Origin of the sequence: Streptococcus anginosus subsp. whileyi MAS624 (assembly GCF_000478925.1) — a bacterium.
Lineage (GTDB): Bacteria > Bacillota > Bacilli > Lactobacillales > Streptococcaceae > Streptococcus > Streptococcus whileyi.
On the sequence record NZ_AP013072.1, the window covers coordinates 1,311,910 to 1,336,506 of the forward strand.

General features: G+C 38.9%; 24 protein-coding genes. 5 read left to right on the forward strand and 19 right to left on the reverse strand.

Annotated features, from left to right (window positions below):
* Positions 1-107 precede the first annotated feature (107 nt).
* Positions 108-1,310, forward strand: coding sequence for a cation diffusion facilitator family transporter (locus tag ANG_RS06690; RefSeq protein ID WP_025271843.1), 1,203 nt, complete (start codon positions 108-110; stop codon positions 1,308-1,310).
* A gap of 257 nt (positions 1,311-1,567) precedes the next feature.
* Here ANG_RS06690 and ANG_RS06695 read toward each other — a convergent pair whose 3' ends face one another.
* The 7 genes from ANG_RS06695 to ANG_RS06725 all read right to left on the reverse strand — a co-directional run bounded on the left by ANG_RS06695 (position 1,568) and on the right by ANG_RS06725 (position 10,301).
* Positions 1,568-2,401 carry an amino acid ABC transporter substrate-binding protein gene (locus tag ANG_RS06695; RefSeq protein WP_003033329.1) on the reverse strand — a complete coding sequence of 278 codons (834 nt, stop codon included), beginning with the start codon at positions 2,399-2,401 and terminating at the stop codon, positions 1,568-1,570.
* Positions 2,402-2,410: 9 nt separating this feature from the next.
* Positions 2,411-3,040 carry an amino acid ABC transporter ATP-binding protein gene (locus tag ANG_RS06700; protein ID WP_020999569.1) on the reverse strand — a complete coding sequence of 210 codons (630 nt, stop codon included), beginning with the start codon at positions 3,038-3,040 and terminating at the stop codon, positions 2,411-2,413.
* Between the two features lie 9 nt (positions 3,041-3,049).
* Positions 3,050-3,691, reverse strand: a complete 642-nt coding sequence (locus tag ANG_RS06705; protein WP_003037857.1) for an amino acid ABC transporter permease — start codon at positions 3,689-3,691, stop codon at positions 3,050-3,052.
* A gap of 142 nt (positions 3,692-3,833) precedes the next feature.
* Positions 3,834-4,391 carry a signal peptidase I gene (lepB, locus tag ANG_RS06710; protein ID WP_003037910.1) on the reverse strand — a complete coding sequence of 186 codons (558 nt, stop codon included), beginning with the start codon at positions 4,389-4,391 and terminating at the stop codon, positions 3,834-3,836.
* A 153-nt stretch (positions 4,392-4,544) separates the two neighbouring features.
* Complete coding sequence (gene pyk, locus ANG_RS06715; RefSeq protein ID WP_025271844.1) at positions 4,545-6,047, reverse strand: pyruvate kinase; 1,503 nt, start codon at positions 6,045-6,047, stop codon at positions 4,545-4,547.
* Positions 6,048-6,106: 59 nt separating this feature from the next.
* Positions 6,107-7,117, reverse strand: a complete 1,011-nt coding sequence (pfkA, locus tag ANG_RS06720; RefSeq protein ID WP_003032502.1) for a 6-phosphofructokinase — start codon at positions 7,115-7,117, stop codon at positions 6,107-6,109.
* Positions 7,118-7,199: 82 nt separating this feature from the next.
* Positions 7,200-10,301: a DNA polymerase III subunit alpha gene (locus ANG_RS06725; RefSeq protein ID WP_020999567.1), complete on the reverse strand. Its 3,102-nt coding sequence runs from the start codon at positions 10,299-10,301 to the stop codon at positions 7,200-7,202.
* 155 nt (positions 10,302-10,456) lie between these two features.
* Between ANG_RS06725 and ANG_RS06730 the strand changes: the two genes are divergently transcribed.
* From ANG_RS06730 to ANG_RS06740, 3 genes are read left to right on the forward strand one after another with little or no spacing between them, the layout of a single operon-like run.
* Positions 10,457-10,822, forward strand: coding sequence for a GntR family transcriptional regulator (locus tag ANG_RS06730; RefSeq protein ID WP_025271845.1), 366 nt, complete (start codon positions 10,457-10,459; stop codon positions 10,820-10,822).
* Positions 10,823-10,825: 3 nt separating this feature from the next.
* Positions 10,826-11,521: an ABC transporter ATP-binding protein gene (locus ANG_RS06735; protein WP_003032516.1), complete on the forward strand. Its 696-nt coding sequence runs from the start codon at positions 10,826-10,828 to the stop codon at positions 11,519-11,521.
* Positions 11,522-11,538: 17 nt separating this feature from the next.
* Positions 11,539-12,336, forward strand: coding sequence for a hypothetical protein (locus tag ANG_RS06740; RefSeq protein ID WP_003037852.1), 798 nt, complete (start codon positions 11,539-11,541; stop codon positions 12,334-12,336).
* Positions 12,337-12,471: 135 nt separating this feature from the next.
* Here the strand turns inward: ANG_RS06740 and recJ are convergent, their stop codons facing one another.
* The 9 genes from recJ to miaA all read right to left on the reverse strand — a co-directional run bounded on the left by recJ (position 12,472) and on the right by miaA (position 21,028).
* Entirely contained in the window at positions 12,472-14,706 is a 2,235-nt protein-coding gene (gene recJ / locus ANG_RS06745; protein WP_025271846.1) for a single-stranded-DNA-specific exonuclease RecJ, read from the reverse strand.
* A 106-nt stretch (positions 14,707-14,812) separates the two neighbouring features.
* Complete coding sequence (locus tag ANG_RS06750) at positions 14,813-15,220, reverse strand: GNAT family N-acetyltransferase (protein ID WP_003037915.1); 408 nt, start codon at positions 15,218-15,220, stop codon at positions 14,813-14,815.
* Positions 15,198-15,935, reverse strand: a complete 738-nt coding sequence (locus ANG_RS06755; RefSeq protein ID WP_020999566.1) for a class I SAM-dependent methyltransferase — start codon at positions 15,933-15,935, stop codon at positions 15,198-15,200. The genes ANG_RS06750 and ANG_RS06755 overlap by 23 nt, the downstream gene beginning before the upstream one ends.
* Positions 15,936-15,944: 9 nt before the next feature.
* On the reverse strand, positions 15,945-16,700 hold the full coding sequence (locus tag ANG_RS06760) for an SDR family NAD(P)-dependent oxidoreductase (RefSeq protein WP_020999565.1): 756 nt from the start codon (positions 16,698-16,700) through the stop codon (positions 15,945-15,947).
* Positions 16,701-16,709: 9 nt separating this feature from the next.
* Positions 16,710-17,318, reverse strand: coding sequence for a histidine phosphatase family protein (locus ANG_RS06765; protein ID WP_003037839.1), 609 nt, complete (start codon positions 17,316-17,318; stop codon positions 16,710-16,712).
* A gap of 32 nt (positions 17,319-17,350) precedes the next feature.
* A complete protein-coding gene (gene rnz, locus ANG_RS06770; protein ID WP_003037890.1) occupies positions 17,351-18,280 on the reverse strand; it encodes a ribonuclease Z in 930 nt (309 codons plus the stop codon).
* A 10-nt stretch (positions 18,281-18,290) separates the two neighbouring features.
* Positions 18,291-18,920, reverse strand: coding sequence for a cystathionine beta-lyase (locus tag ANG_RS06775; RefSeq protein ID WP_025271847.1), 630 nt, complete (start codon positions 18,918-18,920; stop codon positions 18,291-18,293).
* 7 nt (positions 18,921-18,927) lie between these two features.
* On the reverse strand, positions 18,928-20,151 hold the full coding sequence (gene hflX / locus ANG_RS06780) for a GTPase HflX (RefSeq protein WP_038677288.1): 1,224 nt from the start codon (positions 20,149-20,151) through the stop codon (positions 18,928-18,930).
* Entirely contained in the window at positions 20,144-21,028 is an 885-nt protein-coding gene (gene miaA / locus ANG_RS06785; RefSeq protein ID WP_020999564.1) for a tRNA (adenosine(37)-N6)-dimethylallyltransferase MiaA, read from the reverse strand. Before miaA ends, hflX begins: the two co-directional genes overlap by 8 nt.
* 77 nt (positions 21,029-21,105) lie before the next feature.
* Here miaA and ANG_RS10725 point away from each other — a divergent pair, with 77 nt between their 5' ends.
* The gene (locus tag ANG_RS10725; protein ID WP_003024081.1) at positions 21,106-21,276 is read left to right on the forward strand and encodes a DUF3042 family protein; all 171 of its coding nucleotides are present in this window, start codon (positions 21,106-21,108) and stop codon (positions 21,274-21,276) included.
* Positions 21,277-21,381: 105 nt separating this feature from the next.
* On the opposite strand, the gene ANG_RS06790 is transcribed toward ANG_RS10725, so the two are convergent.
* Genes ANG_RS06790 through ANG_RS06800 form a run of 3 tightly spaced genes read right to left on the reverse strand, consistent with a single transcriptional unit; the run spans position 21,382 to position 24,489 of the window.
* On the reverse strand, positions 21,382-22,659 hold the full coding sequence (locus tag ANG_RS06790; protein ID WP_025271848.1) for an ABC transporter permease: 1,278 nt from the start codon (positions 22,657-22,659) through the stop codon (positions 21,382-21,384).
* Positions 22,659-23,351, reverse strand: coding sequence for an ABC transporter ATP-binding protein (locus tag ANG_RS06795; protein ID WP_003024078.1), 693 nt, complete (start codon positions 23,349-23,351; stop codon positions 22,659-22,661). Before ANG_RS06795 ends, ANG_RS06790 begins: the two co-directional genes overlap by 1 nt.
* Complete coding sequence (locus tag ANG_RS06800) at positions 23,335-24,489, reverse strand: efflux RND transporter periplasmic adaptor subunit (protein ID WP_025271849.1); 1,155 nt, start codon at positions 24,487-24,489, stop codon at positions 23,335-23,337. The genes ANG_RS06795 and ANG_RS06800 overlap by 17 nt, the downstream gene beginning before the upstream one ends.
* Between the last annotated feature and the right edge of the window lie 108 nt (positions 24,490-24,597).

Consider the following 24,597-nt stretch of genomic DNA (forward strand, 5'->3'; position numbering starts at 1 on the left):
TCATAAGCTAAACTAGAAAAGAAAATCTTTGTTTTATTTTCTTACTATATAAACGTTTGAAAAATCAATAAAAAAGCGTTATAATAAACATTCTGAAAGGAAAACGCATGAATAATCCAGCAAAGAATCTTAAACTCGCAGAGCGTGGCGCTATCTTAGCCATTCTAGCCTATATCGTTTTATCCATTGCTAAAATCATTGCCGGATCTGTCTTACAATCCTCCAGTTTGACAGCCGATGGTTTTAATAATGTTTCGGATATTGTTGCTAATATTGCCGTTTTGATAGGACTTCGTATGGCACGCAGGCCAGCTGACACGGACCACAAATTTGGTCACTGGAAAATTGAAGATTTAGCCAGCCTTATCACTTCTCTTATCATGTTTTTTGTCGGATTTGATGTTTTGATTGATACCGTTCAAAAAATTATTTCTCGCCAAGAAACGACTATCGATCCCTTAGGCGCCATCGTCGGGATTATTTCCGCCTTAGTCATGACAGGAGTGTATTTTTACAATAAAGCTTTAGCAAAAAAAGCGCAGTCTAAAGCGCTTGATGCTGCTGCCAAAGACAATTTATCTGATGCTATTACTTCGCTTGGCACAACCATTGCAATCATCGCAAGCGCTTTAAATTTCCCGATTGTAGATAAATTGGTCGCTATCGTTATTACCTTTTTCATCCTTAAAACAGCTTACGAAATTTTCATGGAATCTTCTTTTAGTTTATCAGACGGTTTTGATGAAAATCTTTTAAAAGAATACAAAGAAGCCATTTTAGAAATTCCCAAAATTTCCCGTGTTAAATCTCAAAGAGGGCGGACTTACGGTAGCAACATCTATCTTGACCTCATTTTAGAAATGAATCCTGACTTATCTGTCTATGAAAGTCACGAAATTGCCGATCAAGTTGAAAATATGCTCAAAGAACGCTTTGGTGTCTTTGATATTGACATCCACATTGAGCCTGCTCCTATCCCTGAAGATGAAATATTGGACAATGTTTACCGAAAGCTATTTATGAGAGAACAATTGGTTGAGCAGGGAAGCCAATTAGAGGACTTACTAGCGCCTGAATTTGTGTACATTTCCCAAGACGGTTGCCAAATGAACAAAGAAGAATTTCAAATCGAAAAAGGAAAACAATCTCCTATCAAAAATTTCCAATTAACTTCTATCAGCCAAAAAACCAAACTAATTTGCTATGAAGAAGACGGGATTGTTCATACCAGCCTTTGGCGTCGTCACGAAACGTGGCAAAATATTTTCCACCAAGAAACACGAAAAAACGAGAGTGAACAACAGTCGTAATCCCATAGAAATTGACTTTCCTATCTCACTCCCACAAGGCTAACAAGTAGTTTTGCTATAAAAAAGGCTGAGATAAAAATATTCTCAGCCTATTTTTTTAGGAATTTATCAGTAAAGCAAACTAATTTGTCCCCCGTTTCTCACAATCAATAAATCATCAAACCCAAAGCCCTCACTAAGATGATACTCCTAGTGAAAACTTTGGGTTTTATCTTTACTTCTTCTGTGGGTGATTGGTGAAACAATCAGATCTTCTCTCATTTTTTGACTTCATCTGTCGCAATATCCTCACCAAACCATTTGTTTGCTATTTTTTGAAATTGACCTGTTTGATATAATTTTTTGAATGCTTGGTTTATGTTTTCAACGAGCTGCTTATCCGTTTTTCTAGCACCAACCGCAAATGATTCGCTATCAAATCCAGCTGGGAAAACATAATAATCCTGCAAAATCCCCTCTTCTTTTAAATAATAATTAGCATAAACTCGGTCAATCAACAACCCATCAATCCGATTATTTTGCAAATCAATCAACGCCTCTGTAAAACTTTGATATTGAGCAGCTTTATGATTTTTAACCAGATTCTTCAAAAGCTCCGGATGAGCCTCAAACTCATCGTAACCCGAAGAACCTGTCTGAGCGCCAAGAATTTTATCCTTCATGTCAGCTGTTTTTGCAATATTAGATGACTTTTTAGCAACTAATACCTGCTCATTTTTCATATAAGGAATGGTGAACTGTACTTTCTTCCGCCGCTCATTGGTTGCCGAATACCCATTCCAGATAAGATCAATCGTTCCATTTGTGAGCTCCGTTTCTTTCATATCCCAATCAATCGGCTGCCAATTCACTTTTATCCCATATTCTTTAAAAACAGCATTTGCCAAGTCAATATCAAAACCAACATATTGACCATTTTTTTGTTCAAATCCCATAGGAACAAATGTATTGTCAAAACCAATAGTAATGCTCTTTTTTTGTTGGTATTTTGACCAATTATCTACTTTAGGGTTGCTAACATTGCTACAAGCTGTAAGGAGCAAAAAAAGAATCAAACCACAGAGCATAAGAACATAACGTTTTATCTTCATATTTTCCTCCTACTTAGGCTGCACTTTGAGAATCGTATCTGCAATATTTTCTGCAAACTGCAAATCATGGGTCACCACAATTTGCGTCATTCCTAGCTCACGATTCTGAAGAATCAACTTTTCAACTTCAAGACGCAATTCTGGATCCAATGCGGAAGTTGGCTCATCATAACCGATAATTTCTGGATCAATCATCATCGCACGAGCTAATGCTACACGTTGTTTTTGACCACCTGATAAAGAATAAGGATAAGCGTTTACATGTTCTGCTAACCCCAATCGGGTCAACAAGTTAATTGCTTTCTTTTCTGCATCCTCTTTTGCGACATTTTTTGTTTTAATGGGTGACAAGGTTAGATTTTCAAGAACTGTTAAATGTGGAAATAGCTGAAAATCTTGAAACACAAATCCCAATAAATTACGTTTTTCAAGTTCATCCAAGGGAAGCTCTTCGCCATTGTAAATAATGTCACCCGAATCAATTGTTTCCAAGCCAGCTAACATCCGCAATAATGTCGTTTTCCCGCCGCCAGACGGTCCTACAATGGCAAGGATTTGCTTTTCTGGCACCTTTAAATTCAAGTCGGAAATAATTTGCTTTTCGCCAAAATGTTTGCTAATATTCTTTAATTCTAACATAAGCGCCTCCTACTTATAGTAACTATATCTCTTTTCAACTTGCTTCGATACAATCGTCACAAGACCAATCAAGACAAGGTAAATAGCCCCTGCTATAAACATCGGTGCTAAACTCGCATCACGATTGGCTGCAGTCCGACTAGCCAAGATTAAGTCGGAAACACCAAGCGCATAAACAAGAGATGTATCTTTTACCAACGTCATCACTTCATTAAAGACACTCGGAAGCACCACCTTGATAACTTGAGGTAAAATAACAAACCGTATCGTTTGAAATGGCGTAAACTTCAAAACCTTAGCCGCCTCATATTGTCCTGCAGGAATGGACAAAATCCCACCACGGAAAATTTCGGCGAAATAAGCAGCATAATTTAGCGTGAATGCTATGATAGCCGCTGGAAGCCGATCCAAACGCACACCAATGTTTGGCAAAACATAATAAATAAAAATTAGTTGTAACAAGAGAGGTGTACCGCGCATAATCCAAATATAAATATTTATAAGCCAATGAAGCAGCTTAAAGTGGATTTGCATTAAAAAGGAAATCACAATTCCAAGTGGTATGGATAAAACTAAGACTAAAACAAATACTTGCAAAGTCACCAATGCGCCATTTAATAAGCTTGGCAAAACTTCAAAAATATAGTTCATGCGTACACCTCCTAAATAAATATTTATCATTATATCAAAAATTTTTATATTTTCAACATCTTTTTGCAAATATATCCATGAATTTTTACTAAATATCGCAAAAACTTTATTTTTTAGAGAATAAAAAAACAAAATAGTTGAACTACTTTGTTTTAATAAATCCAAATTGATTAAGCGGGAGTACTCTAAATGAGATGACTCCTTTAATTTGTTTCTCTGTAATCAAGCCGAACTTCCGACTATCTTCCATATCTTGTCGATTATCATTCAGAATCAGATATGACTGCGCTGGAATTTTATTTGCATTCGATTTAGTTAATGTCTGAATGGTGAAATCATGAGTGAAATAACCTGTACTAGTAGCTTTTGCTAAGTATCCTTCCTTAGCCTTCGTTAAATAATCTTCTGACTTGATTTTATTATTTAAGTAAAGAACATCATCCATATAAACAACGGAGTCATTTCCTAGACCAATGACACGTCCGACATGCTCTCTTCCCTTCACCTCGTACAAGACAAAATCATCTCTTTTGATTGCTTCATTTTTATTGGCAATAACAACATCTTTATCTTGCAAAAAATGATTCGCATCTTTTGCAGTAATCCTGTATGGTGTAAAAATAAAAATTCGCAAACAAGCAATGATTATCACAACAATAGATAAAAAAATAACATTCCTAATTAAATCTCTTTTAACCATAGTCTCTCCTCTTCTTCTACTCATTATATCATGTTTTCAGAAAATAAACAAAGGTAGGAAAGTCAACTCTTATCTCTGCTCCCATTTACAACTAAAAAGCCTATCAATCAGATAATCGTTGGATTGATAGGCTAGTTTTCTGAATAAAATAGATTAACGGACTGTACGGATACGCATTGTGTTTGTTCCACCAGTTCCGACCGGAACACCAGCTACAATCACAATATTGTCGCCAGATTTCACAAGACCACTTTCAAGAGCAACTTTTTCAGCAACTTCAAACATATCATCAGTAGATGCAGGTTTTTCAGTTACTACTGGAATAACACCCCAGTTCAACATCAATGAACGTTGTGTCAATTCATCAAATGTAATTGCCAAGATGTCAGCATCTGGACGATATTTAGAAATCAAACGAGCTGTATTTCCTGATTCAGTCATTGTTACAACCAATTTGATGTCCATTGAGTTTGTAGCATCTTTAACAGCTGAAGCCACAACTTCTGTCTTAGAACTACGTGCGTAATCAACTGATGACAAGCGTCCATACTCGTTCAATAGAGTTTGAGCGTTTTTATCAATTGTAGCCATTGTTGTTACAGATTCAAGTGGGTATTTACCATTTGCAGATTCACCTGAAAGCATTGTTGCATCTGTTCCGTCAATAACAGCGTTAAATACGTCTGATACTTCTGAACGAGTCGCACGTGGTTTTTCAGTCATTGTTTCAAGCATGTTTGTTGCTGTGATCGCAATTTTACCAACTGCATTGACTTTTGTGATAATCATTTTTTGGTAAACTGGAACCATTTCAAATGGTACTTCAATACCCATATCACCACGAGCAATCATGATACCGTCCGCTACTTCAAGGATTTCATCCAAGTTTTCGATACCTTGTTGGTTTTCGATTTTAGCGAACAATTTCACATGTCCATTACCGGTTTCTTCACAGATTGCACGAACTTCGTTGACGTCTTTTGCAGTACGTACGAATGAAATAGCGATAAAGTTGATTCCTTGTTCAAGACCAAAACGAATATCGTCATTGTCACGTTCAGCAAGTGCTGGGAAAGGAATTTTTGTATTTGGAATATTAACACCTTTTTGTTTAGCGATAATACCGTCGTTTTCAACTTCTACTTCAAATTCACGTGTAGCAGGATCTTTTGCAATCACGCGAAGACCAAGTTTACCGTCATCAACAAGAACTTGTTTTCCAACTTCAACATCGTCATAGATATCAAGTGCACCAGCAACATTCAATGCGATAACTTCACGAGTTGATTTGATACCTTGTTTAGTTGCAACACGGATTTTTTCACCTGTTTTGTAAGAATATTCTTTAGCATCGCCTTCAAATAATTCTGTACGGATTTCAGGACCTTTAGTGTCAAGAAGGTAACCAACTTTTTGACCAGCAATTTCTTCAGCACGATGAACAGTAGCCATACGGTCACCTTGCTCTGCGTGGTCACCATGTGAGAAGTTGAAACGGAAAGTGTTAGCTCCAGCTTCGATCAATTTAGCGATATTTTGCGCTGATGCTTCAACGTCAAGCTTTTCACCCCAATATCCGTCTTCACCGAATCTTTTACCACCACGGATTTCTACCGCAGGACCTAAAGTTGCAACGATTTTTACACGTTTATTCATGATATATGAAAACTCCTTTTTATTTAAATGGTCTTTATGACCAGAATAACAAATTAAAATTACATTGAAATGCTACGGTTTAATTTAGCGAGATCAAGGTCAGCTTTATGTGGATTATTAACAATAATCTTACCGTCTTCTGTTAAACTAAACAAAGCACCTTCTTCTGCTGTACCGAGAATTGGATTTTCAACCATTTGTTCGTTGCGAATACCAACTGCAACACCACCAATACCTTTTTTAAGAAGGCTAACAGCATGCGCCCCCATACGTGAAGCAAGAACACGGTCACGAGCAGTTGGTGAGCCACCACGTTGAATATGTCCAAGTTCCGTCACACGAAGATCGCTCACATCACCAGCTTCTTTCAACTTCTTACCAAATTCATCGGCCGACATAACACCCTCTGCCAGAACGATAATGTTATGCTTCTTTCCTTCTTCATAGCCACGTTTAATGCTAGCGACGATATCCTCAATCTTAAAGTCTTCTTCGGGAACGATGATTTCATCAGCTCCTGTAGCAATACCAGCCCAGAGAGCGATGTCTCCAGCATTGCGTCCCATGACTTCAACAACAAAAGTACGACGGTGACTAGATGATGTGTCACGAATCTTATCAATGGCGTCCATTGCAGTTGTAACAGCTGTGTCAAAACCGATTGTAAAATCTGTACCAACGATATCATTGTCAATCGTGCCAGGAAGTCCGACAGCTGGGAAGCCATGTTCTGTCAATCGCATAGCGCCATGATAAGAACCGTCTCCACCGATAACCACAACTCCTTCAATACCATGTTTTTTAAGTTGCTCAATTCCTTTTAATTGTCCTTCTAATTGGGCAAATTCTGGATAACGAGCTGAGTGAAGGAAAGTACCACCACGTGAAATAATATCTCCAACTGATGCGGCATCAAGCGGATAAATTTCACCAGCAACCATGCCGGCATAACCGTCATAGATACCGTAAACTTCCATTCCTTCTGAAATTGCTTTACGAACAACTGCACGGATAGCAGCATTCATACCAGGGGCGTCTCCACCACTAGTTAAGACAGCAATACGTTTCATTCGTTTGTGCTCCTTTTTCTTTTTACATTCACCCTTGATTATACCACAATCAAAATCAAAATTCCTCTTTTTTCCTAACTTTTTATTGATAAATCGTTTTCATGGTTATTTTTTTCAATTCTTCTTGTAATTTCTCTGATTTTTGAACACGATATTGAGTGATTGCTACTGTCTTTCTTTCATTTTCATAACGGATAACGACTGGAATATCTCCTCGAAATTGCCGTAAAATAGCGGATATTGCTGCATCGCTTTCGTGATCTTCTACTTGTATCCAAAAACGTTCTGTAACAGCTTCCTGCAAATCATTTAAAATCAACTGCAAACGCTCCTCTCGTTTTTGAACGCGACCAGTCAGATAATAGAAGCCTTTTTCATGCAAACCTTTGCCGAACTGTTTGAAAGCGTCTGGAAAGACTGTTACCTCCATTTTTCTTTTAGCATCACTTACTTGCAAGAAGGCCATATTTTCCCCAGTTTTGGTACGGATGACACGAATGGACAAAATCTCTCCTAAAATCGTTGCATGATTGTTTTCAACCAAGTCTTGAATAGGTGTGAAAGCTTGTGTAGCAGATTTTGCAAACTTTAGCAAGGGATGTTCGCTCAAACCGACACCGATAATTTCTTTTTCCAACTCGAATTTCTCTGCTTCTGTATAATCCTCTGCTTCTGTCCAGCTGTAATTTGTATCTGCAAAAAGACTGCCCAGCTCATCCGCAAAGACAAATAAGTTCGGAAGATTTTGTAGGATTTTTTGGCGATTCTTTTCAAATACATCAAACAAACCGACTTGTACCAAAGGGGTTATCAACTGAATCTTATGATATTGCGTTGGCAACTTCATAATAAAATCTTCCACATTTGTAAATGGGCGGTTTTCAATAATCCAATAAGCAAAATCTCGTGGCAAACCTTTGATATTTTTCAGTCCTAAATAAATCTGCTTATCTTGAAACCTATCTCTATAAGGAATGTTATTAATATTTAAAGAAGCAACTTGGAAGTCGAATTCTAGCGCATCTGTGATGTAATCACTGCTTGAATAATTCAACATAATATCAAAGAAAATGTCAGGATAATGCGCCTTAAAGTAGGCTAACTGAAAGGCAAGCGCAGAGTAAGCATAGGCGTGGCTGCGGTTAAATCCGTAACCTGCAAACTTTTCCATAACTGCAAACACTTCTTTTGCTTTAGTTTCAGAATGCCCAAGTTCGAGAGCTCCTGTGACAAATTCTGCTTCCATTTTGTGCATTTCGGCAACATTTTTCTTCCCCATAGCACGACGTAAAATGTCAGCCTTCCCCAGTGAAAATCCTCCAAATCGTTGCGCCACTTGCATTACTTGCTCTTGATAGAGCATAATACCGTAAGTTGGCGCCAAGATGTCTTCCAAACTTGGATCCAGCATTTCTACTTTTTCTTGTCCATGCTTTCTTCTGACAAAATTATCTATATAGTCACTAGCTCCTGGACGATTGAGTGAAGTTGTTGCAACCACTTCTTCAAATTGAGCTGGCTGCACCCGTTTCAAAAGGTTAATGGCACCTGCTTGCTCAAATTGAAAAATCCCTTTGGTTCTACCAGCAGCAAAGAGCTGTAAGGTTGCTGTGTCTTCTAAGTTAATCTTTGAAATATCAATAGCGACACCGTATTTCTCCAAAGCTGCTTCTTTCATTCGTTGAACAAAAGTCAGATTGCGCAAGCCAAGGAAATCCATCTTGAGCAGACCATTACTCTCAACACCATGCGCATCGTATTGCGTGATGTACATATCTTCCCCATATTTAAGTGGAATGTGATCTGTCAAATCATTGTCACTCATCACCACACCCGCTGCATGGATAGAGGTTTGACGAGGGTTCCCTTCAATTTTTTTCGCAATTTCAAAAGCTTTTTGATATTCCAGCTTACTGTTAATAATCTGACGAAAAGACATATTTTTTTCATAAGCTGAAGTCAATGTGTCACGAAAACTGATTTTACGAGTAATGTTGGTCAATTCATATTCTGGCACCCCGTAGCGTTTAAAAACGTCACGAATTGCTTGCTTAGCCCCAAAAGTAGAATAGGTCACGATTTGAGCTGCATGCATGGTTCCATAACGATCGCGGACATAGCGAATAAATTCTGGACGATAGACATCAGGAATGTCAATATCAATATCGGGCATAGTATAACGTTCTACATTTAAAAAACGCTCAAAAAGAAGATTTTTCTCAACAGGATCAATCCCTGTAATCTCTAGCGCATAGGCAACCAGACTTCCAACTGCAGACCCACGCCCCATACCCATATAATAGCCCTGACTACGACCAAAACGCAATAAATCCCAGACAATCAAAAAGTAGTCGTCAAAACCCATTTGGTGGATGACAGACAGCTCTTGCTGCAATCGTTCTTTATAAGCAGAAGTCACTAAACCTTTTTTCTCTAATCCTATTTCTGCCCGTTTTCGTAATTCTTCTACCGCTGATCGTTCTGGATTAAAGCGCGGTAATTTTAACTCTGTACTGATTTCATAATGAATGCCTGCAACTAGCTGCTCCAAATTGTCCAGACTTTCCGGAAAATTTTCTTGAAAGGCTTGTGTGAATTGCTCTAATGATAAGAAATACTCGTGAGTGGGTAAATTTCTAACTTCCCGCAAGCTGCTATTTTCACGAATGGCACATAGCATTTGCAAGGTTTCTAAATCGCCTGCATCAAAATAGCGAACTGTCTGCAAAGGTAAGGTTGCATGAGAAAACGCCTGCTTAGGAGTGTCAGGAAATACGCCAATATAAAACTCTCGTCCCAAATCTAAGGCTTCAATGCCCTCAAACACAGGCACAATAATCGCTATCCCTTCCAATAAGTGCTGAAATTCTTCCCACTTGCTTTTTCCTATCATCTTTAAAGTAGAAAGTTTCATTAAATTGCGATAACCTTGACTGTCAAGAGCTAGAAAGCGAAGATTAAGAGGAAGTCCAACATAATCCAAGGTCATTTCCACACCTAAAAGCGGCTGAATCCCTTGCTCGGTCGCCGTTTCCATGAAATGATAAGCCCCATAGAGATTGTCAATATCCATTATCCCTAGAGTTTGATAGCCTAAATTTTTAGCTGTTTCTACATATTTTTTTATAGAAATCAAACTATCCATAAATGTATAAACAGTTTTGGTATCTAATTGAGCAACCACGGCATCCTCCTTTGATCCTTCTTTTTTCTATTATACTAAATTTCCGGCTTGCTTGCTAAAGAAAAAATAATAGAAGTTTTTTCTAAAGGCTTGCTATTTTTTAAAAAATATTGTATTATTTAATTAGAACAAAGATACAGAAGAAAGGAGAAATTATGAGTTGGACTTTTGATAATAATCTTCCCATTTATTTGCAAATCATGGACAGGATAAAACTACAAATCATCTCCAATCAACTGCATGCTGGCGAAAAGCTACCTGCTGTTAGAGAATTGACTGCTGAAGCGGGGGTCAATCCAAATACAATCCAGCGTGCTTTATCTGACTTGGAAAAGAAAGGGTTTGTCTATTCTCAACGAACATCAGGACGTTTCGTCACAGATAACCGCGACTTGATTTTACAAGCAAGACAAAAACTTTCTGAGGAGGAAGTAAGAAAATTTGTAGAAAATATGACTCGCTTCGGTTATCACAAAGACGAATTACCAACTATCATTGCAGATTATATAAAAGGAGTTTAGGAAATGGTATTACTTGCATTTGAAAACGTCTCAAAATCATATGGCAGCACACCTGCTTTAGAGCACATCAATTTTGAAATTGAAGCTGGAAAAATTATCGGCTTACTTGGTCCAAACGGCTCTGGAAAAACAACAATGATTAAACTTATCAACGGTTTGCTTCAGCCAAATGACGGAAAAATCCTCATCAATGGGCTTCAACCGTCTTCAGAAACCAAGAAAATCGTATCTTATTTGCCAGATACGACTTACCTGAATGAAAATATGAAAGTCAAAGATGCTTTGCAATACTTTCAAGCCTTCTATGCAGACTTTGAGATAGAGCGTGCACAGGCACTCTTGCAAGATCTTCATATTGACGAAAATCTGGCATTCAAAAAATTATCCAAAGGAAATAAAGAAAAAGTTCAGTTGATTTTAGTCATGAGCCGCCAAGCCAAACTGTATGTTCTGGATGAACCTATTGGAGGGGTTGACCCAGCAGCGCGGGACTACATTCTAAAGACGATTATCAACAATTACTCACCTAGCGCTTCTGTTCTCATTTCAACACATTTGATTTCAGATATTGAACCAATCCTAGATGAAATTATCTTTATTGATAATGGCAAGATTGTTCGACAAGGGAATGTAGATGATATTCGCCATGAGTCTGGTGAATCTATTGACCAGCTCTTCCGCCAAGAATTTAAGGCTTAGAACAAAGGAGATTGACTATGTTTTGGAATTTATTAAAATACGAATTTAAAAATGTGAACAAGTGGTATTTAGGTTTATACGGAATCGTGCTATTTTTATCCGTTAGTATCGGGCTTTGGCTTGGACAGTTGGCAAATGGAAGGAACTTTTTCGACCGTTTGCAGTCTTCTACTAATGAAGCAGGGAGTATGACAAGTACTTTCTTCGGTTTTACAATGCTGATTTTCTCAGGTCTCCTTGTAGCACTTGCCATTTCAACACTCTTTCTGATTATTCGTCGCTTTAAAAATAGTGTTTATGAAAGAGAAGGATATCTAACGCTCACTTTACCAGTTAACGAACATCAAATTATCCTCTCAAAATTACTCGGTGCTGTTATATGGACGATTCTTAGCACACTTGCATTGTTTCTTAGCTTTGGAATCATTGTTCTTATCATAGGGGTAGCTTCTCATACACAATTTGAAATGGGAACAGTTCTACAATTATTCGGCAAGCACTTTTGGGAAATTGCTAGTGAACTATTGAAATCACTTGGATACTATCTTGTAGCCCTTATTCCAAATATCCTATTGATTTATCTTTCTATCTCTATTGGTCAACTCTTCCAAGACCACCGCGCCGCTATAGCCTTTCTAGCTTATTTTGGAATTCAATTTGCTCTGATTATTGCTGCTAATCTATATGTTTCAGCCTTCCCATCACTTTCAACTTCTTTAGGTAGTTTGAGCGGAGTCATAACCTCTCTTCTTTTGGGACTTATCTACTATGCCGGAACGTATTACATCCTCAAAAATAAAGTGAATTTGCAGTAGATAACACAAGCTGTAGCAATACTTAGATAAACAATAAAGTCATGAGATTCATCTTACTCATGACTTTTTTATTATGTGACTTTCAGTCCGTCTCGCGGCCTTCGGTGCGAGACAAATAAATAGTTCATCTAAAATTTAGTTTGAAAATTCATCTTTTTCTATCAGATAATCATAAATTTCCTGCACCGTTCCTAGAGCCATAAGCTCCTGCTCCTTGACTGTTTTCTTCAGTTCTTGATAAATATGGCTGTTTTCAATAGCCTTTTTTTCTGCTTTTTTGTTTACTTGCATCACTCCATCTTGAATTGTCACAAAGTCCAGCTCTTCAAATATCTGAATCATCTTGATGAGTAGAATTGGGTCAATCTTGAGATAAGCAGCTAGTTCTTTGAGCTTATAACGAATGTCAAACTCTGGAAATTGATAAATTGTTTTATAGAGTTTTGCAAACTGGTCTCTCGTTCCGAAACCTGTCAGATAATAGGGCTGAGCAATCTCATTTTTAAAGTAAATTGCTTCAAAATGTCCTTGCTGAATGATTACTTTGAGCTGATTTAGGCGTTCAGGCAAGTCATACACCACAACTGCCCTGCTCTTTTCCAAATTAGGCATTTCTTCTGAAAAACGCAGGACGGGCACATTTTCAGGCAAAGGAGCATTTTTACCTCGGATATTAAAGAGCTGAATCCCATTGACCCTAGCATCCACCAGCATAAGCTGGAGACTAGTTTGACCATTCCATTTATTGACCGACAGAGTAACCGCCAGCTCTAAGTTTTTAGTTTGGGAAAATTCTGTTGCAAGATTACCTAGACCAAAAGCTACGACCTCAAAAACTGCGTCAGCCTGAGAAATTTTCAGCTTAAGGTGAGTATTCCCTGCTCCCATGGTGCGGGCATTTTCAATTTTAAAATCTTTCAAATAAAAAACAGGCTTTTTATTGTCCATGCCAAAAGGAGCTAACTTTTCAAAGTTTTTGAGGGTCTCTAGTGTCAAATCTGGCAAGGATAATTCCTCATCCAAAAAGAGCTCATTCTTAGTGGACAAATCCACTTGATTATCTTCAATATATGCTACCAAAACCTGACTGAGTGCTTCTAACTTGCTGGCCTCTAGAGTCATCCCAGCTGCCCCTGCATGCCCACCAAAAGCCACAAATAAATCTCGATGAGGGTCTAACGCTTCAAAAATATCAACTGCTTCAATGCTGCGGGCGCTGCCTTTTGCCAAATCATTTTCAATATTCAAGACGATGACCGGCTGGTGTAATTCTTCCAAAAGCCGACCTGCCACAATTCCCAAAACACCTAGATTCCAACCTTCACCGGCTAGAACCTGAATAGGTTTATTGAGATCAATCATGGTTTTTGCTTCATCATAGATCTTCTGAACAATCTCTTTGCGCTCTTCATTTTTCTGGTTGATCATCAGAGCAATATCACGTGCTTCTTCCTCATCAAAGCCTGTCAGAAGTTCAATAGCAGGATTTGGATCATCCAATCGACCTAGAGCATTGAGTCTAGGGGCTATCTGAAAACCAACTGTTTCTTCATCCACTTCATTTTCCTGAATACCTGCAATCTTAAAAAGCTCCTGCAAGCCGATTCGTTGAGTGTTTTTGAGGACGCTTAACCCATATTTAACCAGAATGCGATTTTCATCCGTTAGACTGACCATATCTGCAATAGTCCCAATAGCGACTAAATCTAGCAACTCTACTTGCACTTCTTCTAAAAGCGCGGTTGCTAGCTTAAAAGCCACACCGCAGCCAGCTAAATGTTTAAAAGGATATTCAGCTTCCGGATGTTCTGGGTGGACAATTGCATAAGCATCAGGAAGTACCTCTGGCATAGAATGGTGATCCGTCACAATGACATCCACTCCCATAGACTGAGCTAGTTCGATTGCTTCATGTCCTGCAACTCCATTATCCACTGTAACGATGAGTGAAATTCCCTGATTTTCAATAAAATACTTGTAAACACTCGCGTTAGGACCATAACCGTCTGTAAATCGATTGGGCAAATAGACCTGACACTCTGCTCCAAGTTGTTCTAGTGCTTCTTTAACAATAGAAGCCGAAGTCATGCCATCCGCATCATAATCGCCATAAATCAAGATCTGCTCATAATTTTCAATTGCTTGACGAATGCGCGTCACTGCCTTATCCATATCATGTAATTCATAAGGATCATGCAGCTGGTCCAAACTAGGCTCTAGAAAATCTCGCAGCGCTTCTTCTGTCTGGATTCCTCTCTGGTAAACCAGATTAGCTACCGAAGCCTCCAAGCCAAGTTTTTTAGCTTTTTTAATAAAGCTCTCATCTGAAAAATTTGTGGCAATCTGCCAATCATATTTTGATGTAATCATGCTTTTATCTTTCTGTTGCAATATAAAGTCTATTATAACACGAAAAGACTAGCTTTCACTAGCCCAAACCTCCAATTTTATACACATACATTTACCTAATAGCCTTTTAACCTACATAAATCAAACCTGTGCAATTCAAATCTGACAATTCTCGAAATCCTAAAGAGCGATAAAAGGCTAAATTTTTGTCTGACTGCTCTGTTACTAGCTGAATCTGATAAACATCTGCAAATGTCTCCAGCGTTTGTCGAACCAATTCTCGACCGATACCTTGGCGCTGATAAGACGGAAAAACTAACAAGTCCTGAATGAAAACACTAGAAAATCCGTCTCCGACTGCTCGAAGGAGACCAACTAACCGTTCCCCATCATAGGCTGATACAGTAAACAGTGAATGCTGAAACGCTTGCTTTAACATATCTGCTCGTTCTGAATAGTTAGTCCAGCTAACAGATTGGTAAAGCGGAAGCAAGTCTTCAATAGCAATTTGTCTATTTGCAAAATAATGAATCATTCTTGTCTCCTTTTTGTAGCCAGATATGCTGAAAAGCGGCAATATCTCGATAAGGAGACTGTTGGCAAACTACAAGCTCTACCTCCAGCATCTTTTCCCGCCAGTCATTAGCAGTCTTCACTGCATTGTCTTGCAGACCATAGAAAATTCGGATTCCTTGATAGTCCTGAACATTCAGTTCAATGTCAGCTTTTTGTAATAAGTCTGCTATTTCATAATAGGTTGCTTGCCCCATTGTATGTGATTGATAGGACTTACCTGATAATAAATCCAATGCTAAATTTGTATCATTTGCAAACACAACCGTCTGCATAATCCGCCCCACTTCATTGTGCTTGATGAGAGAAATCTGTCCGCCTTTTTTCAGCAATCTGCTAAATTCAGCTAAATAAAGGGCTGGTTCATCCACATACTCCAGAACATTGTGGCAAATAATCAGGTCAAAACGAGCACTTGGAATTTCCTTCAACAATTCCAGACTGCCTTGTAGTTGATGATAATGAAAATTCTGCTTCCGCTCTGCAACCATCTCGTCATTTGGTTCTATGGCTGTTACCTGATTGTTTTGTGCTAAAAAATTCGCCACCAGACCAAAACCACTACCGAAATCCAGTACTTCCTTATTTTTTATATGGGCTAGCTGAGCAAAGAGAATATCATAATAAAGCTTGCCCCATGGTTGATTTACAAATGCCTTGTAAGCTGTCACATCCATAAATTTCTCCTATTTATAATTAAACATTTTACTAGCTAGTTTGTCACCAATATTTGGAAAAAGTGTGTAAAGTTTGTGGGCTGCTTTCAGGGCAAAAGGCATCGTCAGCTCCCGCTTCTTTTTCCCAAAATTGTCCACAATTTGCTTAGCGACTACATCTGCTTCTAAAATATACTTATCAACTGCCTTAACATAACTGCCATCAGGGTCAGCTTTGTCGAAGAAAGCCGTTTTAATCGGTCCTGAATTAACCGTCGTCACATAGACATTGTAAGGCATCAACTCTAAACGCAAAGCATTGGAAAAGCCAATCCCAGCAAACTTGGTAGCCGAGTAAAGACTGGATTTGGCACTGGCAATCAGCCCAGCTGTGCTAACAAGATTGACAATATGCCCATGCCCCGCTTGCTTCATCTGCTCTCCAAATAGACGAGACAGGTTCATGAGAGCAAACGTATTGACTTCAAACATGGCATGAATATCCTCGTTGCTAATCTTGTCAAATTCCTCAAAAATACCGTAACCAGCATTGTTGACTAGAACATCCACCTGAGCATACTTCTGGTAAATTTCTTCAGTAAAAGCTTCTAAAGCTTTGTAATCTGTAATATCTAACTCAACTAATTCACAATGCGCATGATTTGAATAAAGTTTTGTTAATTTTTCTAGGCTGCGTCCCACTAAAATCAGCTGGTCATTTGGCAATAACTTCACCATTTCCTGTGCCACACCGCCACTAGCTCCTGTAATAACGACTGTTCGCATGTGTTCTCCTTATTTTTCTTCTAAAAAATCCGTTTGGTTTTCAACTTCAAAAGCAAGCGTTTTTGTATTCAATAGACTAATGCTGCAATGTTTGACGTGGAATAGATTGCTTTTATTCGTCCATTCTATCTGGTTCACTAAATGATAGATAATGTTAATCACTCCACCATGTGTGACCACAATTTGTGTCTCATCTGAATTATTATTTTCCTGCAAGAAGCGTTGAAACCAAGTTTTTATCCGTTGATAAAATTCTCTCGGACTTTCTCCATTTGGATAATGCTCGTCCATTGCAAGACTTCTAAAATAAAGATGAGGAAATTTTTGATCAGCCTCGCTATTTAACATTCCTGCCAAATCGCCATTATTCGTTTCTCGTAAGGTGCTTACTTTCTCCAATGGCAGCTGAAGCTTCTCTGCTAAAATCATTGCAGTCGTCTCAGCTCTTTTCAAATCACTCGTAATCACTTTCGTAAAGTGATAGTTTTCTTTGTGCTGAGCTAAGTAATTTGCCAATGTTTCTGCTTCCCTTTTTCCCTCAGAAAGAAGATCAAGCTGACTCCAGCCACCTCTATGTTGAGCAGAATCTTTTCCATGTCTTACAAATAGTATTTTCATGCGTTCCTTTCATTTTGCTCTTCTATTTAGATTTATATCTCTACTTCCTCTAAATCCTTGACCAAGTGGACGTTTTCAAAAATAGAACTGGCATCACTACGCATTTGCCCAATATCCTTTGATAGAAAACGCGCGCTGATATGGTTGAGCAGGAGACGCTTAACACCAGCCTCTCTAGCGACTTCTGCTGCTTGCATATTGGTAGAGTGACCGTGATTGCGAGCGATTTTCTCATCTCCTTTGCCATAAGTGGACTCATGTACCAAGACGTCTGCATTAACAGCAAGCCGCACACTGGCATGCGTTTTACGCGTATCTCCCAGAATAGTAATGATCTTGCCAGGTCGTGGAGCTGAAATGTAATCCGCTGCTATAATCTTCGTCCCGTCTTCCAGTACTACATCTTTTCCATTTTTCACCTTACCAAAGAGAGGTCCAAAAGGAAGACCAGCAGCTTTCAATTTCTCAGCATCTAACGTTCCTTCTAAATCTTTCTGCATAACGCGATAACCTACACAAAAAATGCTGTGGTCTAGCTTTTCTGCATAAACCGTAAATTTGTCAGTTTCCAAAATTTTTCCTAAGTGTTTTTCGTCAAATTCATGAAAATGAATCCGATAAGGCAGGCGCGAACCCGACACTCGCAGACTCGTCATGACAAAATTTTTAATGCCAATCGGTCCATATATTTCAATATCTGTTTGCTCTTCATTAGCTTGAAATGATCGAGTGGATAAAAAGCCCGGTAGACCAAAAATATGATCCCCATGCAAATGAGTGATAAAAATCTTTCTAATCTTTCTGGGACGAATCGTCGTCTCTAAAATGCGATTCTGGGTTCCTTCACCACAATCAAACATCCAGATTTCATTGATTTCATCCAACAGTTTCAAAACCAGACTGGATACGTTGCGAGCCTTAGACGGCTGACCTGCTCCTGTACCTAAAAATTGTAGTTGCATCTTTTTCTTTCTATTTTTTCTTAATATAAATTATCGCAGAGCGATTCTGAGAACGATAATAAAGCTGACCAGCATAGTCTCGAGCCAACTGAATCAGCTCTTCCTGATTGTACCCTTCCAGTTTCAGGCGACCATCTGCTAGCTTATAAAGATCTGTCAGAGCAGAGAGCGGCTGCTTTTGGACTACTTCTTCAGGAATTGCTGGCATCATCCGAATGACATTTTCCTCTTCATAAACCAGATAGTGAGGAAAAATCTGGGCAATTTCAAAAAGCAAATTGGACTCAATTTCCTCTGGACGTTCCGAGAAAATCAAGCCAATTTCATCCTCATTTTCAAAGCAAAAACCATAAGACTTACCTGAAAGATTCAGGCGAATAAAAGGTTTTTCCTCCTCAAAGCTAGGATGGTCGTTAAAAAGAGCCAATTCTTTACTTAGTTCTAGAAAATAAGTTGTTGCAGCTTTCGGACTCTTTTTTTGATAGAGTTCCGAAAAATACGCATTGATAACACTTGGCGGTGGCGTGATAAAAGTCATTTTTTGCGAATCGGACAGCTTGTCCAGAACCTTTTCTAGGTAAATACGGTCTAAACTCGTAAAGCCACCGTATTTAAGCGCTAAATTGATATAATCAGTCATAAAATTCTTATAGTCTCCATTTATTTTTTTCTGCTATATAGCCAGAAATCATTTCACTTTCTTCCAGATACTCTCTCTTATCGATGATTGCCAGACTTTCCAATTCATGTAACTTATAAGCCTTGCTAGGACTAACCTTGATACGAAAAGGGACAAAAAGTTCTCTCATCTTATTCAACAGAGCATTCTGCAAAACTGTTCTGCTATTTTCATTTTTCGCCGAAATCAGGACATAGGGAGTTAAGGTTGGAGTGAAGTTCTCTGCTTTGTCTGCTTTATTATAGAGGGGCAAGCGAGGAATATCTAGCATATCCAAGTCCTTCATAATAGCCAAGACTGTTTTTTCATGCTCTTCGTGGTTAGGGTCGCTAGCGTCAATCACATGAACTAAAAGGTCCACATTTTTACTCTCTTCCAAAGTGGATTTGAAGCTAGATATTAACTCGGTTGGTAAGTCTTGAATAAATCCGACTGTATCCGTCACGGTCACATTGAATCTGCCTGTCAGATTGACGCTTTTAGTTGTCGCATCCAAAGTAGCAAAAAGTTCGTCCGCCTCATATTGACTCTTGTTGGTCAAGGCATTCATAATGGTAGACTTTCCAGCATTAGTGTAACCAATCAGACCGATTTTAAAAACACTAGAATCCAAACGTTTTCCCCGTACAGTTGCGCGGTTTTTCTCTACAATTTTGAGTTGGCGCTCGATATCGTGGATCTGATTGCGAACACTACGACGATTGAGTTCCAACTGACTTTCACCAGGACCGCGGGAACCAATTCCCCCAGCCTGACGGCTAAGCATAATCCCCTGTCCGACCAAGCGAGGCAAAAGATATTTAAGTTGAGCCAAGTGAACTTGAAGTTTTCCTTCGTGGCTTCTAGCCCGCATAGCAAAAATATCCAAAATTAATTGCATGCGATCAATAACCTTAACCCCTAGAATTTCTTCCAAATTGATATTCTGGCGAGGTGTCAGACGATTGTTGACAATGACGGTGGAAATCTCATCTGCTTCTACCATACGCTTGATTTCTTCTAATTTTCCAGTACCAACAAAAGTCTTGCTATCATACTTCTCTCGTTTCTGAATGTAAGAGGAAACCACCTGAGCACCAGCAGTCTTGGCTAAACTGGCTAATTCTTCCATAGACATGGAGAAATTTTCTATTCCCTGCAATTCCACTCCAATAAGGATCACTCGTTCCTGCTGTTTTTCTGTTTCAATCATTCAAAAATTCCTCTATATCTTGCATAATCCGCTCTTTGACATTCGGCTCTGAAACCTGATAAAAAGTAGCATTCATGCGATTTCTGAACCAAGTTAGCTGACGTTTAGCAAAGCGGCGAGTATTTTGTTTAAGTTTATTGATAGCTTCCTCTAAGGTCAACTCTCCAGCAAAATAGGGGAAAAGTTCCTTGTAGCCAATTCCTTTGCTGGCTTGGACATGTGGATAGTTGTCATAGAGCCACTTCGCCTCTTCTAAAAGTCCAGCCTTTAGCATTAGATCCACTCGCTGATTGATACGCTCATAGAGAATCTCTCGATCAGCGTCCAGACAAATCAGCATTGTTTCATAATCAGGCTGTTTGTTTTCAAGCTCATTTCCAAAATGAGCAATTTCCAGCGCTCGCATAGCTCTCCTACGGTTAATCTGAGGAATTTCCAATCCCAGCTCTGCTATTTTGCTAAATAGTTCCTCATCAGTCAAAGTATCTAGCTCGGCTCGATAAGCTAAAATCTCCTCATGAGAAGCTGCCCCCCCCAGATGATAGCCCTCCAGCAAACTTTGAATGTAAAGCCCCGTTCCGCCTGCAATAATCGGCAGTTTCCCTTTTGCTACAATCATCTCAACAGCAGCCTCGGCTTCCTTTACAAAGTCAAAGGCTGAATAAGACTCGGTCACTTCCCGGACATCTATCAAATAATGAGGAATCCCCTCCTGCTCATCTGGACTGACTTTAGCCGTTCCGATGTCCAGTTTTCTATAAACTTGCTGACTATCACCACTAATAATCTCACCATTGAAACGTTTTGCGAGGTCTATGCTGAGAGCTGTTTTTCCGACAGCAGTTGGTCCTACAATTACAATTATCTTGGTTTTCATATTTTCCCTTGAAAAAAATTTAATTTTTCGTTACTATATATTATAACATAAATAAAGTTCAGAAAAGGAGAAATCTCATGGCTAAAGGATTTGTTAAAGGTGTTGTAACTGGCGTAGCTGGTACTGTTGCTGCTGTTGCAGGTGCAGTTTATACATTCAAGAAAAAAGTGATTGAACCTGAAGAAAAGAAAGCAGCTTTCATCGAAGAAAACCGTAAAAAAGCAGCTCGCAAACGTGTATCACATTAATAGCTTATATATTATAAAAACTCCAATGGATAACTCACTAGAAAAATGAGTATCTGTTGGAGTTTTTTTGTAAAATATTTTTCTCATACTGCAACGGTCAGTTTTTTATTCATAACGCAAGGATTCAATCGGATCTAATTTAGAAGCCTTATTAGCCGGCAAAATACCGAAAACAATCCCGATAGTTGCAGAAAAGAGCACACTTCCGACAGCAGATACTGTCGTAATGGTAGGTGGAGCTCCGAAAAATGCATCCAAACTATGACCGATAGATGCCACGATAAGAGCTGCTAAAGCAAGCCCAATCAAACCGCCAATCGCTGTCAACACCATTGACTCAATGACAAATTGCATCAAGATATTCCCACGTGTGGCTCCAAGGGCTTTCCGAAGACCGATTTCACGGGTTCGTTCTGTTACCGATACAAGCATAATATTCATAACACCGATACCACCAACGAGAAGTGCTATCCCGGCAATCGCTCCAAAAACCACTTGCACAATGGCAACCTGACTTTGAATCGCAGCCAATTGACTGGCTTGATCAAACATCTGGTACTCGCCTTCTCTCACACCAGACAATTTTGTCATCAAGCGCGCAGCTGCGCTTCCGTCTTTCAGCACATCATCTAATTTTTTAACATGTACCACGACATTCATAATCTCAGCAACATTGTATTCAGCTGCCAACTGAGTGTTAGCCATTAGTAAATTTCCGTTGTTCATATTGGCTAAGCGATTTCGCGTTTCATTTGGATCTTTATAAACCCCAATCACACGGTAATTATTAGATCCCAGCTGGACAATCTGATTGAGCGCCTTATCTGCACCTCCAAAAAGAATATCAGCTAGTTTCGTATCCAGTAATACAACTCTTGCAAATGTTTGATAATCATTTGATTTCAATGTCCGTCCTGCAACGATTTGGTATTTCTTTACCGTAAAGTAAGTGGAATTGATACCTGTTATAGGAATATTATCCGCCTTTTTCTTACCATAATTTACTGTAGCGGTTGTGTTATTTGTAACATAATAATTGTCAATTCCGCTAATATCATTAACCGCTTGCTTGACCCAAACTTCTTGGATTTGAGGCTCTTCTTCTGTCGAAACTGTCTCATCACCATTTCCACTTTCAGCATCGTCACGCATCTCTTGATACGTCATAACACCATCACCGTTTTTACTTCTCTTGTGTGAGTAAAATAAGGAAACATCTTGCTGTGCACCACCCAGAACATCTGTGAAAGCATTTGACATACCACTTCCTAGAGCCACAATAACCACAACAGACATAACACCAATGATAGTGCCCAACATCGTTAAGAAAGAGCGCATTTTATGCCCTATAATGGAGTTGATTGCAAATTTCCAATTCTGCATCATGCTTCTCCTTTCTTACTGTCTGATGAGATGACACCGTCTCGAATAACGATTTGTCGTTTTGCAAAGGCTGCAATCTCAGGCTCATGAGTGACCATGATAATGGTTTTTCCTTCACGATTTAGCTCCGTCAGCAATTCCATAATTTGCTCACCCGTCTTGGTATCCAAGGCTCCCGTCGGCTCATCTGCTAAGATAATGGAGGGATGATTGACCAAGGCACGCGCAATAGCCACCCGTTGCTTTTGCCCACCAGAAAGTTCTGATGGTAAATGGTGCATCCGCGTTTCTAACTCAACTTTTTTAAGATATTGCTCTGCTAAAGCTTTCCGTTTGGATTGAGAAACCCCTGCATAAATCAAAGGAAGTTCTACATTTTGAAGAGCATTTAATTTTGACAAGAGGAAGAATTGTTGGAAAACGAAGCCAATCTGCTGATTACGCACTTTGGCTAGCTTTTTCTCACTGAGCTTGGCAACTTCTTCACCTTCCAAGTAATATTCACCACTCGTTGGGCGATCCAACATACCAATGATATTCATCAAGGTTGACTTTCCTGAGCCAGAAGGCCCCATAATCGCAACAAATTCACCTTCTTCAACTTCTAAATGAACATCTTTCAAAACTTGAAGCTCCTGATCTCCATTGCGATAACTTTTGCTAACATTTTTTAAATCAATGAGTTTCTTCATACGATTTCACCTCTTGACCGTCTTTCAAGCTATCTGTTGGATTGGTGATAACTTTACTATCTTTTGTCAAACCAGATGAGATTTCTTGATTTTTAGCATCTGCATTTCCTAGTGTCACTTGCACTTTTTTTGTAGTTCCTTTTTCTAGTGTCCAAACATAGTTTTTATTGTTTTCAGAAACAACGCTGCTGACCGGCACTAGAATCCCTCTTGTATTGTTTTTTACTTCAACATTGACGGAAAATCCTTGCTTCAAATCACCAATTTCGCTTGTAATATCTACTGTATAGGGGTATTTTGCTCCTGAATTTGCAGTACCTGCACCAGCTGCTGCTGTATTTTGATTGTCTTTTGGATAATTTGAGATATAGCTGATTTTCCCAGTCCATTTCTTATCTGGATAGACCTTGGACGTAATCGTCACTTCTTGTCCAACTGAAAGATTTGCCAGATTATACTCTGATAGCTCTCCCTTCACTTGCAGGTTTCCGTTATTGACAATATGAACGAGTGTTTGATTAGTACCTGTCGTAGATTTAGAAACATCACGATTGACTTCTACTACAGTTCCATTATTTGTACTGATGACAGTCGTTGCATCTAGTAATGCCTGTGCTTTATTGATATTGTCCACAGCATCTGCGCGATTGTCCTGCAAATCCTTTAATTGAGAATCCACCGAACGTTGTGCAGACGCAGTTGTTTTATTATCTGCCGCTTCATCACCCGTCACATCAACAGTTGTTCCATACGTTTTCAAATCATAAATTTGGCGATCAATCTTGTTTAAAGCACGAACAGCAGCATCATATGTAGCTTGTGCTTCAACACTCTTGTATTGAACTAAAGCTTGTCCGGCTGTAACTTGATCTCCAACATTTACAAGAACATTATCCAAATCGCCCTTTGTCCCGTCATAATAGACATATTGCTCATTGTTAGCCGCAACATTTCCTGACAGCAAAACAGATGAAGCAACTGACCCTTCTTTTGCTTTCTGCACTTGAATCGTTTCTTCTTTATCTTTATCAGCAGTACTATTACCATTAAACAATAACATCGTACCTATCGCTCCTAAAACGACAACCACAGTTACACCAATCAAGCTGTACAACTGCCACTTTTTCAATTTTTTCATCTCTTTCTCCTCCTGATGAAAACGGTCTATTTTTTATATTATAACACATACGATTAAAAATAAGATAACATCTATAAGAAATCCTTTACTCTTTTAACATTCATCTAC

Excerpts from the sequence above, each read along its gene's own strand:
- ANG_RS06690 (WP_025271843.1), top strand. The coding sequence starts at position 108 with ATGAATAATCCAGCAAAGAATCTTAAACTCGCAGAGCGTGGCGCTATC.
- ANG_RS10725 (WP_003024081.1), top strand. The coding sequence starts at position 21,106 with ATGGCTAAAGGATTTGTTAAAGGTGTTGTAACTGGCGTAGCTGGTACT.
- ANG_RS06740 (WP_003037852.1), top strand. The coding sequence starts at position 11,539 with ATGTTTTGGAATTTATTAAAATACGAATTTAAAAATGTGAACAAGTGG.
- ANG_RS06795 (WP_003024078.1), bottom strand. The coding sequence starts at position 23,351 with ATGAAGAAACTCATTGATTTAAAAAATGTTAGCAAAAGTTATCGCAAT.
- recJ (WP_025271846.1), bottom strand. The coding sequence starts at position 14,706 with ATGATTACATCAAAATATGATTGGCAGATTGCCACAAATTTTTCAGAT.
- pfkA (WP_003032502.1), bottom strand. The coding sequence starts at position 7,117 with ATGAAACGTATTGCTGTCTTAACTAGTGGTGGAGACGCCCCTGGTATG.
- ANG_RS06695 (WP_003033329.1), bottom strand. The coding sequence starts at position 2,401 with ATGAAGATAAAACGTTATGTTCTTATGCTCTGTGGTTTGATTCTTTTT.
- ANG_RS06775 (WP_025271847.1), bottom strand. The coding sequence starts at position 18,920 with ATGACTGATTATATCAATTTAGCGCTTAAATACGGTGGCTTTACGAGT.
- ANG_RS06730 (WP_025271845.1), top strand. The coding sequence starts at position 10,457 with ATGAGTTGGACTTTTGATAATAATCTTCCCATTTATTTGCAAATCATG.
- ANG_RS06750 (WP_003037915.1), bottom strand. The coding sequence starts at position 15,220 with ATGATTCATTATTTTGCAAATAGACAAATTGCTATTGAAGACTTGCTT.
- ANG_RS06800 (WP_025271849.1), bottom strand. The coding sequence starts at position 24,489 with ATGAAAAAATTGAAAAAGTGGCAGTTGTACAGCTTGATTGGTGTAACT.
- hflX (WP_038677288.1), bottom strand. The coding sequence starts at position 20,151 with ATGATTGAAACAGAAAAACAGCAGGAACGAGTGATCCTTATTGGAGTG.
- rnz (WP_003037890.1), bottom strand. The coding sequence starts at position 18,280 with ATGCAACTACAATTTTTAGGTACAGGAGCAGGTCAGCCGTCTAAGGCT.
- lepB (WP_003037910.1), bottom strand. The coding sequence starts at position 4,391 with ATGGTTAAAAGAGATTTAATTAGGAATGTTATTTTTTTATCTATTGTT.
- ANG_RS06790 (WP_025271848.1), bottom strand. The coding sequence starts at position 22,659 with ATGCAGAATTGGAAATTTGCAATCAACTCCATTATAGGGCATAAAATG.
- ANG_RS06760 (WP_020999565.1), bottom strand. The coding sequence starts at position 16,700 with ATGCGAACAGTCGTTATTACAGGAGCTAGTGGCGGTGTGGCACAGGAA.
- ANG_RS06755 (WP_020999566.1), bottom strand. The coding sequence starts at position 15,935 with ATGGATGTGACAGCTTACAAGGCATTTGTAAATCAACCATGGGGCAAG.
- ANG_RS06765 (WP_003037839.1), bottom strand. The coding sequence starts at position 17,318 with ATGAAAATACTATTTGTAAGACATGGAAAAGATTCTGCTCAACATAGA.
- pyk (WP_025271844.1), bottom strand. The coding sequence starts at position 6,047 with ATGAATAAACGTGTAAAAATCGTTGCAACTTTAGGTCCTGCGGTAGAA.
- ANG_RS06735 (WP_003032516.1), top strand. The coding sequence starts at position 10,826 with ATGGTATTACTTGCATTTGAAAACGTCTCAAAATCATATGGCAGCACA.
- ANG_RS06700 (WP_020999569.1), bottom strand. The coding sequence starts at position 3,040 with ATGTTAGAATTAAAGAATATTAGCAAACATTTTGGCGAAAAGCAAATT.
- miaA (WP_020999564.1), bottom strand. The coding sequence starts at position 21,028 with ATGAAAACCAAGATAATTGTAATTGTAGGACCAACTGCTGTCGGAAAA.
- ANG_RS06705 (WP_003037857.1), bottom strand. The coding sequence starts at position 3,691 with ATGAACTATATTTTTGAAGTTTTGCCAAGCTTATTAAATGGCGCATTG.